Genomic DNA, 12,728 nt, shown 5'->3' with positions numbered 1-12,728 from the left:
AGGATGGGAGCATCTCTTCCACGCGCTCCGCGTGGTGAGATGCGCCAATGAGCTCGGCTGCGTCTGTCGCCTGCCGGCTCGCCCTCTATTCTAGACCATATCGCTGGTGTATTGACCAGCACCGGCCGAAAACCTCTGGCCAGCCCCTCGGCACCAATACGAAAACGCCCCGATCTCGAGGAGACCGGGGCGTCTGAATTGGTGGGTCGTGTAGGATTCGAACCTACGACCAATTGGTTAAAAGCCAACTGCTCTACCAACTGAGCTAACGACCCGAGCTTGCAAGCAAGCCAGTGTCCGGAGTGGTGGGTCGTGTAGGATTCGAACCTACGACCAATTGGTTAAAAGCCAACTGCTCTACCAACTGAGCTAACGACCCTTCCGAACGGGGGCAGATAATACTGATACACCTGCGTCCTGGCAAGCCTTTTTTTGATTTCCTTTAGCCGAGTCCGCGGTCAGCGACGCGCTCTCGGCTTGCGCATCGCCTGTACCGGCTTACGCTTGTGCTTGTCGCGGCTCCAGCGATTCTTCTCGTCCGGCGTCAGCTCCGGCACCTTGCGGGCCGGCAGGCTTGCCAGCTCAGCCAGGTCATCGACCTCTTCCTGAGAGAGCTCCACCCACTCACCGGCCTTGGCGCGCTTGTCGAGAAAGATATTGCCGTAGCGCACCCGCTTGAGCCGACTGACGGTAAGGCCTTGCGACTCCCAGAGCCGACGCACTTCGCGATTGCGCCCCTCCATGATCACCACGTGAAACCAGGTGTTGATACCCTCGCCGCCGAACTCCTGAACGTCAGTAAAGCGCGCCGGGCCGTCGTCGAGCATCACGCCCTCGACCATGGCCACCACATGCTCCTGGGTCACCTCCCCCATCACCCGAACCGCATACTCCCGCTCCACCTGAGTGGAGGGGTGCATCAGGCGGTTGGCGAGCTCACCGTCGGTGGTAAACAGCAGCAGGCCGCTGGTATTGATATCCAGGCGACCGATGGCGATCCAGCGCTCGCCCTTGAGGCGAGGCAACCGGTCGAACACGGTGCGACGCCCCTCGGGATCCTTGCGAGTACACAACTCACCCTCGGGCTTGTTGTACATGATCACACGCCGCGGCACCTCCTCGGCGGCACGCAGAGTTACCGGCCGATTATCGAAGAGCACCCTGTCGCGGGTCTCGATACGATCGCCTAGGGTAGCCACCTGACCATTGACCTGGACTCGACCGGCGGCGATGGCAGCCTCCATCTCGCGGCGCGAGCCAAGCCCGGCTCGCGCCAGGACCTTCTGCAGTTTTTCGCTGGTATTGCTCATGAATCTTCGTTCTCACTGGATGTGTATTCCGCCCCCGCAGCAGCGTCCTCATCGACGCGGCTGCGGGCACGTTCGGACAGACGCGCCTCGAGATCGGCGAAGCTCAGGTCTGCCCGCTCGGACGCCTTCTCGGCGTGATCAAGACCGCCCTCTTCGGCGGGCTCGTTGGAGGCATCGGCCGCCGCCGACGCCTCGGATTCGGATAGTGTAGCGCCCTCGGACGCCTCACCGGCACCCTCATCTTGCACCATATCCGCCTGGGCGAGAATATCGGTCTGGTCGGGCGGCGACGCCTCTTCATCGAAAGCGTCCATCTGCTCCGCCCCCTCGAACGCCTTGAGCTCATGCATGGGGGGTAGCTCATCGAGCGTCTTGAGACCGAAGTCGTCGAGAAAGCTGCGTGTGGTTGCATAGACCGCGGGGCGACCTGGCACGTCACGATGACCCACCACGCGAACCCAACCACGCTCGAGCAGGGTGCGCATGATCGAGCCGCTCACCGAGACCCCGCGCACCTCCTCGATATCGCCACGGGTAACCGGCTGACGGTAGGCAATCAGCGCCAGGGTCTCGAGCAGCGCCCTCGAATAGCGCTGGGGGCGCTCATCCCAGAGTCGCGATACCCAGTGCGAGAGCCGTGGGCGGATGCGCAACTGATAACCCGAGGCCGTCTCGATCAGCTCTATGGCGCCCCGTTCATGGCGGCCACGCAGGCGCTCCAACGCCTCACGCAGGGCGCGCCGCGGTGGCCGTTCATGGTCGTCAAACAGGGCCTCCAGGCGCTCCACCGCCAATGGCTCTCCCGCGGCCAGCAGCGCCGCCTCGAGGATCTCATCCAGCACACCGGGTACTTCCTCGGCCATCATGGCCCAACCTCCCCGTCTTCCTCCTCGAAGGGACTCTCTCCCCCATCTTCGGAATCACCCTGCTCGATACCCTCGACTGGGGCGACTCGGGCGCGGACATGAAGAGGTGACAGCGGTGCGTTCTGCACGACCTCGATCATCGACTCCTTGGCCAGCTCGAGAATCGCCATGAAGGTCACCACGACACCAGCACGCCCCTCCTCCAGCGCGAACAGAGCCTCGAAGGGCACGAAGCGACCACCCTCGAGCCGTTCCATGATCGCCAGCATGCGCTCGCGTGTCGACAGCACCTCGCGGCTGATCTGGTGAGTCTGGTTGAGCTCGGCACGCCGCAGGATACCGGCCAGGGCGCCCAGCAACTGATCCAGCCCGACATCGGGATGGATCACCCGACTCTCCAGCGGCGGCAGTGCCGCACGAGCCGGAAACCAGTCCCGCCCCAGCCGAGGCAGTTCGGCCAGCGACTCGGCGGCACTCTTTAACCGCTCATACTCCTGCAGGCGGCGAATAAGCTCGGCGCGCGGGTCCTCCTCCTCGTCGTCACCCCCCTCTCTGGGTGGACGTGGCAGCAGGGTGCGCGACTTGATCTCGGCAAGCATCGCCGCCATCAGCAGGTATTCACCCGCCAGCTCGATCTCCATGGCCTTCATCAGCTCGACGTACTCGATGTACTGCCGGGTGATGGCGGCCACATCGATGGCCAGAATATCCAGGTTCTGTCGGCGAATCAGGTAGAGCAACAGGTCGAGCGGCCCCTCGAAGGCTTCGAGAAAGACCCGCAGCGCCTCCGGCGGTATATAGAGGTCCTCCGGCAGCTCGGTAATCGGCTCATCGAACAGCCTGCCCAGCACCTCGGCCTGGCCGGCGGCGGTCTGTTCGAGGCTGGGGGAATCGGGGGTAGCACTCACGCGGCGTGCCTCTCCGGGGACGCAGAATCAACGGCGCAGTCTAGCAAGAGCGCACCCATGGAAACAGCGCCTTGAGGCTGCCCACGGCCCGCGCGGTGATGTCGTCATCCGCGCCGCCTCTCAACGACTGCGGAACCGGCTGGGCCGGCTTCTTCGACGAGCCCACCAAAAATAAATCACGAAAGTCTTTGACCCAGAGCCACAACAATGAGACCGTAGCGCCAGTTGGTTGGCAAGCAGCATGGTTTCAGCAGCATTCGAATTCTTTCGACCGCCTGTAAGATCATTCTTGTTTTACCCGCTATACATCTGGGTGACACCAGGAACTTTGCAAGGCGCTAAGCGCGAAAGGATTTATTATGACAACTGGTACCGTAAAGTGGTTCAACGACTCCAAGGGTTTTGGCTTCATCTCTCCGTCTGACGGCGGTGATGACGTCTTCGCTCACTTCTCCGAGATTCAGGCTGAAGGCTTCAAGTCCCTGCAGGAAGGTCAGAGCGTCTCCTTCGACGTGACCCAGGGCAAGAAGGGCCTCCAGGCCTCTAACATCAAGCCGCTCTGATCTCCGGATCATGAACGCGCACGAACCTCACGGTTCGTGAAACAGGGCTCGCTTCGGCGGGCCCTGTTTCGTTGTTGCCTGCTTCAAAGTATTTCCAGGCCGATATAGCCTCTCCAGACTGATGATCTCCTGTTCGCCGGTCTCGACCCGCCCTCCAGGTGAAAGAAAGCCCGCCGGCATCACACCGACAGGCTTCTGAAGCACTCAGGACAAGCCCTCAGCCGATATTGGCCTGGACTCCCTTGGCGATCCGCTCACCGATCTCCGGATCGACCTTTCTCCAGTAGTCGAAGGCTCGCTCAAGTACCGGAGCGGAAACGCCGGCGGAGAGATGACCCACGGCATTGGCCACCAGCCGATCACGGGCGGCTTCGTCCATGACCTGATTGACCAGGGTATTGGCCTGTCCGAAGTCATCATCGTCCTGGCGCAATGTATAGGCAGCTCGAACCATCTCCCCTCCTGCCTCCCAGCTGGAGTCCTCGGGATAACGCTCCCCGTCGGCCGCCGGACCTCCCTTGGAGTTGGGGGCATAGACCGGGTCCGCCACATTCTGCACCCGCATGGCGCCATCCTTGCTGTAGCTGTGGACCGGTGCCTTGGGGGCATTGACCGGAATCTGCTTGTAGTTGACGCCCAACCGGTGGCGATGCGCATCCGCGTAGGCAAACACCCGCCCCAGCAACATCTTGTCGGGACTGATGCCGATGCCGGGCACCAGGTTATTGGGCTCGAAGGCCGCCTGCTCGATCTCGGTGTGATGATCCGTGGGGTTGCGGTCGAGCGTCAGCTTGCCGACCTTGACCAGCGGATAGTCCGCATGGGGCCAGACCTTCGTCAGGTCGAAGGGGTTGAAACGATAGGTTTCGGCATCCTTGAACGGCATGATCTGCATGTACAGCGTCCAGCTCGGATACTCACCGGCCTCGATCGCCTGATAGAGATCGCGGGTATGATAATCGCCATCCGCGCCCGCCAGCCGGTCGGCCTCCTCCTGCGTCAGGCACTCGACCCCCTGATCGGTCTTGAAGTGATACTTGACCCAGAACTTCTCGCCCTGGGCGTTCACCCACATGTAGGTGTGGCTGGAATAGCCATTCATGTGCCGCCAGGTCCTGGGAATTCCCCTGTCGCCCATCAGCCAGGTGACCTGGTGGGCACTTTCCGGTGATAGCGTCCAGAAGTCCCACTGCATATCGTGGTCACGCAGATTGGTATCCGCACGGCGCTTCTGGGAGCGAATGAAGTGCTGGAACTTCAGCGGGTCGCGGAGGAAGAACACCGGCGTGTTGTTCCCCACCATGTCGTAGTTGCCTTCGCTGGTATAGAACTTGATGGAAAACCCGCGCGGGTCGCGCCAGGTATCCGGGCTACCGCGCTCGCCGGCGACGGTGGAGAAGCGAATCAGCACCTCCGTGCGTGTTCCCGGCTGAAATACCGCGGCCCGCGTATAGGCGCTGACATCGTCTGTCACCTCGAAATGCCCGAAGGCGCCGCTGCCCTTGGCGTGGGGCTGGCGCTCGGGAATACGCTCGCGGTTGAAGTTGGCCATCTGCTCGATCAGGTAGTGGTCGTGGAGCACGATGGGGCCGTCGGGGCCGACGGACAGCGAATGCTCGTCGCTGGCGACCGGTATTCCGGCATCGGTCGTCGTCGGCTTGCGGTTATCAGTCGTCACGGTCAACCCTCCTCTTGGATGCGCGCCCATGGTGACGCGAGTGGCGCCACCAGCTTCCAGCGCCTGTTAGGAGGTATAACAACCCAGCCTCAAGCTGTCCAACTCACTACCGAGACCGTGACACCGCCATGGTTATCGCCGTCCCTGGCTCGGTCAGAGGCTAGCGATACCGGACGGGCTCGGAAGTGCCGGACGTCTGCGAGGTGTATCGACTACGCTCACTGCGGTCGATGACCGCTGTACCAACGAGATCGCCGGTCACGTTGAGCGCGGTGCAGCCCATGCCCACCAGGGCATCGATGGCCGTCAGCAGCGCCACGGCCTCGATAGGCAAGCCCACCTGAGAGAACACCGTCGCGATCATCACGATACCGGCACCGGGCACCCCGGCGGTCCCCACCGAGATCAGCGTGCCTACCACCACAATCTGCAGCATGCTTGCCCAGTCAAGCGGTACACCCATCACGTTGGCAGCAAAGACCGCCGAGATGGCGATGCGAATCGCTGCTCCGTCCATGTTCAGCGTCGCCCCGAGCGGCAGGCTGAAGCCATAGAGGCTACGCGGCAGGCCCAGGCGGCTTGCGGCACCCAACGTCAGCGGCAGGGTGCCGGCGCTGCTCTGGGTGGCGAAGGCGGTGGCCATGGGCGTACGCGCCTCGCGGAAGAAGGCGCGAGCCGACACACCGAAGCCCTTGAGCAGGCCGAGGTAGACCAGCAGCTGCGCTCCCAGCGCCAGATAGAGGACCACCACCATATCCCCCAGTGACAGCAGGGTCGCGAGCCCCTGATCGGCGACGGTATTGGTCACGATGGCGAAGACCCCAACCGGCACAACGTGAAGAATGCCATCCATCACCCTGAGCGTGGCGGTGTTAAGCGCCTCGATCAGGCCGTAGAGCCGCTCACCCAGCTCCGCCTGGGATTCGGACTGACGCATCTTCGACACGGCCAGGCCAAAGACCAGCGCGATGAAGATGATGCCCAGCAGATCCTGCTCGGCGAAGGCGGCAACGATATTGTTCGGCACGATGCCGAGCACCACCGAGAGGATGCCGGGGTTGTCGGGTACCGAGACGGAGCCGGCTCCCTGCAGCGACATGCCCTCTCCCGGCGACAGCAGGGTCGCCACGCCAAGCCCCACGGCGATGGCCAGGGCCGAGGTGACCAGATAGTAGAGAAACACCTTGCGGCCGATCCGCCCTAGGCTGCCGGCGGCGCCCTGATTGACTCCCGACATCAGGGTGAACAGGACGATGGGCAGGATGATGAACTTCAGCAGCCGCATCAGCAGCTCACCCAGCGGGGCCAGCCATTCGGCCACGACGGGCCCACCGACCAGGCCGACCACCACGCCCAGCACCAGGGCGATGCTCACGCGCAGGATCAGCGAGGCATCGCGATAGCCGTGCCACAGGGGTGTCAGGAGCGTCGACATAGGGACCTCGTCAAAATGAAAGACCGCCGCGGACCATAGACATACAGGCCCCGGCGTGCAAAGACTGGAAAGTTAATAGCTTATAACGCCCTTCACCCCGTACTGACATCGTCGGTGTCATGGCGCTGCATCTTCGGCTCGCCCAAGGCGTTCGGTCAGGTAGCGCAAGGTAGAACCGGACACGAGCACGTGGATCGTCTCATTCTCGCACCAGCCGCGTCAGTCGTGCGTCCACGGTGAGTGCAAGCGAGGTGAGGGCCGCGGCCTTCTCGCGCCCCTCGGCACTGGCACGATGCAGATGCGGCGTCATCGTCAGCAGATCGGCGATGGACTCGGCACTCTCGAGCTCGATGGTGAAGCGCAGCGTCTCGCCGGGCCTCCGGGCGAACCCCTCGGGCACGATCTCGCCGCCCTCTCGGGGCGGCTTGAGGCTCGGGTAGATGATCTCGCGCAACTCACGCAGATGGTCCGGCCCGGGCTCGACCATCAGTAGCTCGCCGCCCGGCTTCAGCACGCGGGCGAACTCGGCGTAGACGGGGAAGCCGAACAGGCATAGCACGCGGTCAACGCAGCCGGTCTGGACCGGCAGGTGGGCGTTGGTACCCACCACCCAGGTGGCGACCTCCAGGCGCTTGGCGGCGGCGAGTACCGCCCACTTGGAGATATCTACGCCCAGTAGCGCAAGCGCCGGTGCCTTGCCTGACGCCTCCTCGATCTCGGATGCGGCATCGGCCAGTTTGCGCAGGTAATAACCCTCGCCGCAACCGGCGTCCAGGCAGCGAAGTGGCACCCCGCCCGGCACTTCGTCCAGCACGGCGCGACCGATCGCCTCGGCGATGGGCCGATAGTAGCCGGCCTCGAGAAAGCGCCGCCGCGCCGACACCATCGCCTTGCTGTCGCCGGGGTCCCGGGAGCGCTTGTTCTGCACCGGCAGCAGGTGAACGTAACCCTGACGCGCGATATCGAAGCTGTGCCCATCCGCACAGCGCCAGGTGTTGCCACTCTTGTGCAGGTCATTGCCGTCCAGCGGGCAGGCCAACGCCATGAATCTCGTCGTACTCATCTTCTTCCCCCTATCATCGGCGAAGGCTCGCCAGTCTGCGATGAGTCAAAAAAAGAAACCCGCCGAGTGGCGGGTCCCTGACGACCGGCAACATGCAACGGGTAGCATCATTCCCACTCGATGGTGGCCGGCGGCTTGCTGCTGACGTCGTAGGTGACACGAGAAACGCCGGTGATCTCGTTGATGATGCGATTGGAGACGGTCTCCAGCAACTCGTAAGGCAGGTGCGCCCAGCGGGCGGTCATGAAGTCGATGGTCTCCACGGCGCGCAGGGCGATGACCCATTCGTAGCGGCGGGCGTCGCCGACCACGCCGACCGACTTCACCGGCAGGAAGACCGCGAAGGCCTGGCTGGTCTTGTGATACCAGTCGGCCTTGTGCAGCTCCTCGATAAAGATGGCATCGGCCTCGCGCAGGATATCGGCGTACTCCTTCCTCACCTCGCCGAGGATGCGCACGCCCAGGCCCGGCCCCGGGAAGGGGTGACGGTAGACCATGTCGTAGGGCAGACCGAGCTCGACACCGAGCTTGCGCACCTCATCCTTGAACAGCTCGCGCAGCGGCTCGACCAGCTTGAGCTTCATGGTCTCGGGCAGGCCACCCACGTTGTGGTGCGACTTGATCACGTGCGCCTTGCCGGTCTTGGCGGCGGCGGACTCGATCACATCCGGGTAGATGGTGCCCTGGGCCAGGAAGTCGACTCCCTCGATCTTGGCGGCCTCGGCGTCGAAGACATCGATAAAGGTGTTGCCGATGATCTTGCGCTTGGCCTCGGGGTCGGCCTCGCCCTTCAGCTTGTCGAGGAACTGGTCCTCGGCGTCCACGCGAATCACCTTGACGCCCATGTGACGAGCGAAGGTCTCCATCACCTGGTCACCCTCGGCCTTGCGCAGCAGGCCATTGTCGACGAAGACGCAGGTCAGCTGGTCACCGATGGCCTTGTGCAGGAGTGCGGCCACCACCGAGGAGTCGACGCCGCCGGAGAGGCCGAGCAGAACATGACGATCGCCCACCTTCTCGCGCACGCGCTCGATCTGATCCTCGATGATGCGGGCCGGCGTCCAGTTACATTCGGACTGACAGATATCGACCACGAAGTGCTCGAGGATGCGCTGCCCCTGCAGGGTGTGGGTCACCTCGGGGTGGAACTGCACCCCGAAGAAACGCTTCTCCTCCCAGGCCATGGCGGCGATCGGGCAGCTCGGCGTCGAGGCGGTCACAGTGAACTCGTCGGGCACCCGGGAGACCTTGTCACCATGACTCATCCAGACATCGAGCAGGTTCTTGCCCGTCTCGGCATCGATATGGTCGGAGATATCGCGAAACAGCGCCGTTTCGGCGTCGAGACGAATCTGCGCATAGCCGAACTCATGAACATGGGAGCCCTCGACGGCACCACCGAGCTGCTCGGCCATGGTCTGCATGCCGTAGCAGATGCCGAGCACCGGCAGACCCATCTCGAACACGCACTGCGGGGCACGGGGCGAATCCAGCTCGGTGACCGACTCGGGGCCGCCGGCGAGGATGATGCCGTTGGGGGCGTACTCGCGAATCTCGGCCTCGCTGATATCGAAGGCGCGAACCTCGGAGTAGACGCCGATCTCGCGCACGCGGCGGGCGATCAGCTGGGTGTACTGGGAGCCGAAGTCGAGGATCAGGATCTTGTGGGCGTGAATATCGGTCATGAAAGCATCCGCTAGGGCATCTAGGCCAAGGCTGAAAATACGTAGAAAATCCTGCGAGCGTTGCTGGATGAGCGTCAGGCTAGGCGAAAACGGCCGAGGCAGCGGAGTTGACGAGTCTGTCAATGAGCATGCCGAGGCCGTTTTCAACAACGCATGGCGCCATTCCAGCGGCGCTTTTTAACCAGCCCGGTAGTTGGGGGCTTCCTTGGTAATTTGCACATCGTGCACATGGGACTCGTTGAAGCCGGCCCCGGTGATCTGCACGAACTGCGGCTTGGTGCGCATCTCCTGGATGTCGCGGCAGCCGGTGTAGCCCATGGAGGCGCGCAACCCGCCCATCAACTGATGGACGATGGCCCCCATCATGCCCTTGTAGGGCACGCGACCTTCGATGCCTTCGGGCACCAGCTTCTCGGCACCGGCATCCTTGTCCTGGAAATAGCGGTCGGCGCTGCCCTGACTCTGGGCCATGGCACCCATCGACCCCATGCCACGATAGGCCTTGTAGGTGCGGCCCTGGTAAAGCTCGATCTCGCCGGGCGCCTCCTCGGTGCCGGCCAGCAGACCACCCACCATCACCGCGCTGGCTCCGGCGGCGACCGCCTTGGCCAGATCGCCGGAGAAGCGTACACCGCCATCGGCGATCAGCGGGATATCGTAGGGCTCGAGCGCCTCGGCCACGCTGGAGACGGCGGTAATCTGAGGCACCCCCACGCCGGCCACCACGCGCGTGGTGCAGATGGAGCCGGGGCCGATGCCCACCTTTACGCCATCGGCGCCGGCCTCGGCCAGGTCCTTCGCCGCTTCGGCCGTGGCGATATTGCCGCCTACGACCTGGATCTGGGGGAAGTTTTCCTTGGCCCAGCGCACCCGATCGATCACGCCCTTGGAGTGGCCATGGGCGGTATCGATGATGATCACGTCGACACCGGCCTCGGCGAGTGCCGCCACGCGATCGGCGGTCTCGGGACCGGTCCCCACCGCGGCACCGACCAGCAGACGGCCATCCGCATCCTTGGCGGCGTTGGGGAAGGTGCGCGCCTTCTCGATATCCTGGAAGGTGACCAGACCACGCAGGCGGAAGGCATCATCCACGACCAGCATCTTCTCGATGCGGTACTCCTGCATCTTGCTCTTGATCACGTCCAGGGAGGTGCCCTCCGGCACGGTGACCAGACGCTCGCGAGGCGTCATGATGTCCGCCACGCTATCGCCATGGTTGGGCTGGAAGCGCATGTCGCGCTCGGTGACCAGGCCGACCAGAGACTCGCCCTCCACCACCGGAAAGCCCGAGAAGCCATGCTCCTCGGCCATGGCCAGCAGATCCGCCAGCTTGGCTTTGGGCCCCACGGTAACCGGGTCGTTGACGATCACGCTCTCATGCTTCTTGACCTTGCGCACTTCGGCGGCCTGGTGGGCGATGGTCATGTTCTTGTGGATGATGCCGATGCCACCCTCCTGGGCCATGGCGATGGCCAGTCGCGCCTCGGTCACGGTATCCATGGCGGCGGAGAGGAGCGGAATGTTCAGGTAGAGGTCGCGGGTCAGTCGAGTCCGCAGGCTAACGTCCTTGGGCAGAACGTCTGAGTAGCCGGGCACGAGGAGAACATCATCGAAGGTCAGAGCTTCTTGGGCCATACGTAGCATATCGGCAACACCCAGTGAGCTGGTGGGAGGAGGCAGGTAAGTTAATCGACCATTATAACGGGCCTAGGCGGGTCACGTCACGAACCAACACGACACCATGCTACCCTGAGCCTCTGTTGTCCGAGGAGCCAGCGCCATGAGCCACCCCGATGCCCCGCCCCTTTCCGTCAGCGAGCTCAACCGCATCGCCCGGCAGCTGTTGGAGGGGCGCTTCGGCGATATCTGGGTCGAGGGCGAGCTCTCCGGGGTCTCGCGCCCCAGCTCCGGTCATGTCTACTTTACCCTCAAGGATGAGCATGCCCAGCTGCGCGGCGCCCTGTTTCGGAGCCGTGCACGCTTCGTGGGGGCGCCGATGCGCGACGGCGACCGGGTCAAGGTACGCGGGCGGCTGTCGGTCTTCGAACCCAGAGGCGACTATCAGCTGATCGCGGAAGCGGTGCAGGCCGCGGGCCTGGGCGAGCTGCTGGCGGCCTACGAACGGCTCAAGTCACGCCTCGACAGCGAAGGCGTGTTCGCCAACGCCCGCCCCCTGGCCTGTCCGCCACGCCACCTGCTGATCGTCACCTCACCTACCGGTGCGGCGATTCGTGATGTACTGGCAGTACTTGACGCGCGCTGGCCCATGGTGAACGTGACACTGATTCCGGTGGCGGTCCAGGGACGCGAGGCGGTGCCGGCAATGATCTCGGCGCTGGGATTGCTCAATCGCCAGGCGAACCTCGACCCGAACCGCGACGCCATCCTCCTCACCCGGGGCGGCGGCAGCCTGGAGGACCTGTGGGCCTTCAACGACGAGCACCTGGCTCGGGCGATTTTCCATTCACGACTGCCGGTCATGTCGGCGGTGGGCCACGAGGTGGATGCGACCCTTGCCGACTTCGCCGCCGATGCACGCGCCCCCACCCCCTCCGCGGGAGCGGCGCGACTGGTGCCGGATCGCCATGATCTCGCCCACCGTCTGGTGATGCTCCAGGCACGCCTGGTGCGCGCGATCCAGTCTCGGCTCGATGCCGAGGGTCAGCGACTGGATCATCAGCGGGCGCGGCTGCGTCACCCTGGCGAGAAACTGGAGCACCGCCGCCAGGCGCTGGCGCAACTGGCCGGACGACTGACACGAGCCCTCCAGGCACGCCTGACCGAGGCCAACCGACACCAGGCCCAGCTGAAGCGCCGCCTGACGGCACACCCGCCCGGCCGCCAACTGGCGCTGGCCGAACGTCGCCTCGAGGCGACGAGCCAGCGTCTTAGCATCGCGGCGCCGCGGGCGCTGGTGCGTCATCGCGAGCGTCTGACAGCGGTCGCCAGGGAGCTCCATGCCGTCAGCCCCCTGGCGGTGTTGGGCCGTGGCTATGCGATACTCGAGGACAAGCAGGCGCGCGTGGTACGACGAGCCGACGACGCCGCTCCCGGCGACCACCTGACCGCCCGCCTGGGGGAGGGACGCCTGACGCTCGAGGTAGTTCCTCATGACACCGATATTCCGACCGCCAAGCGGTCGAACCGATAGCGCAGGGAGCTCACAACCCCCTGCGCTATCTAAGCTTAGTCGCAAGTCGTCTTGACGTTCGGGGCC

At 64.0% G+C, this 12,728-nt stretch carries 10 protein-coding genes and 2 tRNA genes; 2 read left to right on the top strand and 10 right to left on the bottom strand.

What is annotated here, in order from left to right:
• Positions 1 to 199 precede the first annotated feature (199 nt).
• From Q0894_RS15265 to Q0894_RS15245, 5 genes are all read right to left on the bottom strand, one after another.
• A tRNA-Lys gene (locus tag Q0894_RS15265) sits at positions 200 to 275 on the bottom strand.
• A 28-nt stretch (positions 276 to 303) separates the two neighbouring features.
• Positions 304 to 379 (bottom strand) — tRNA-Lys (locus Q0894_RS15260).
• 79 nt (positions 380 to 458) lie between these two features.
• A complete protein-coding gene (rluB, locus tag Q0894_RS15255; RefSeq protein ID WP_161423835.1) occupies positions 459 to 1,310 on the bottom strand; it encodes a 23S rRNA pseudouridine(2605) synthase RluB in 852 nt (283 codons plus the stop codon).
• Positions 1,307 to 2,176, bottom strand: a complete 870-nt coding sequence (gene scpB / locus Q0894_RS15250; RefSeq protein ID WP_299236921.1) for an SMC-Scp complex subunit ScpB — start codon at positions 2,174 to 2,176, stop codon at positions 1,307 to 1,309. The genes rluB and scpB overlap by 4 nt, the downstream gene beginning before the upstream one ends.
• Positions 2,173 to 3,084 (bottom strand): ScpA family protein, encoded by a 912-nt coding sequence (locus Q0894_RS15245; RefSeq protein ID WP_299236919.1) that lies wholly within the window; start codon positions 3,082 to 3,084, stop codon positions 2,173 to 2,175. The genes scpB and Q0894_RS15245 overlap by 4 nt, the downstream gene beginning before the upstream one ends.
• Positions 3,085 to 3,443: 359 nt before the next feature.
• Between Q0894_RS15245 and Q0894_RS15240 the strand changes: the two genes are divergently transcribed.
• Positions 3,444 to 3,647, top strand: coding sequence for a cold-shock protein (locus Q0894_RS15240; RefSeq protein ID WP_027960243.1), 204 nt, complete (start codon positions 3,444 to 3,446; stop codon positions 3,645 to 3,647).
• Positions 3,648 to 3,864: 217 nt separating this feature from the next.
• Here Q0894_RS15240 and Q0894_RS15235 read toward each other — a convergent pair whose 3' ends face one another.
• From Q0894_RS15235 to guaB, 5 genes are all read right to left on the bottom strand, one after another.
• On the bottom strand, positions 3,865 to 5,325 hold the full coding sequence (locus Q0894_RS15235; RefSeq protein ID WP_299236917.1) for a catalase: 1,461 nt from the start codon (positions 5,323 to 5,325) through the stop codon (positions 3,865 to 3,867).
• A 160-nt stretch (positions 5,326 to 5,485) separates the two neighbouring features.
• Positions 5,486 to 6,760, bottom strand: coding sequence for a dicarboxylate/amino acid:cation symporter (locus Q0894_RS15230; protein ID WP_299236915.1), 1,275 nt, complete (start codon positions 6,758 to 6,760; stop codon positions 5,486 to 5,488).
• Between the two features lie 199 nt (positions 6,761 to 6,959).
• Positions 6,960 to 7,823, bottom strand: a complete 864-nt coding sequence (locus Q0894_RS15225) for a putative RNA methyltransferase (protein ID WP_299236913.1) — start codon at positions 7,821 to 7,823, stop codon at positions 6,960 to 6,962.
• A 107-nt stretch (positions 7,824 to 7,930) separates the two neighbouring features.
• Positions 7,931 to 9,508 (bottom strand): glutamine-hydrolyzing GMP synthase, encoded by a 1,578-nt coding sequence (guaA, locus tag Q0894_RS15220; protein ID WP_299236911.1) that lies wholly within the window; start codon positions 9,506 to 9,508, stop codon positions 7,931 to 7,933.
• Between the two features lie 177 nt (positions 9,509 to 9,685).
• Positions 9,686 to 11,155: an IMP dehydrogenase gene (gene guaB, locus Q0894_RS15215; protein WP_299236909.1), complete on the bottom strand. Its 1,470-nt coding sequence runs from the start codon at positions 11,153 to 11,155 to the stop codon at positions 9,686 to 9,688.
• 136 nt (positions 11,156 to 11,291) lie between these two features.
• On the opposite strand from guaB, the gene xseA reads away from it, so the two are divergent.
• Positions 11,292 to 12,662 carry an exodeoxyribonuclease VII large subunit gene (xseA, locus tag Q0894_RS15210; protein ID WP_299236907.1) on the top strand — a complete coding sequence of 457 codons (1,371 nt, stop codon included), beginning with the start codon at positions 11,292 to 11,294 and terminating at the stop codon, positions 12,660 to 12,662.
• Positions 12,663 to 12,728: the final 66 nt, after the last annotated feature.

The organism is uncultured Halomonas sp. (assembly GCF_947501415.1).
Lineage (GTDB): Bacteria > Pseudomonadota > Gammaproteobacteria > Pseudomonadales > Halomonadaceae > Halomonas.
Note: the sequence above shows the minus strand (reverse complement) of the source record. Positions and strands in the feature narration are given on the sequence as shown.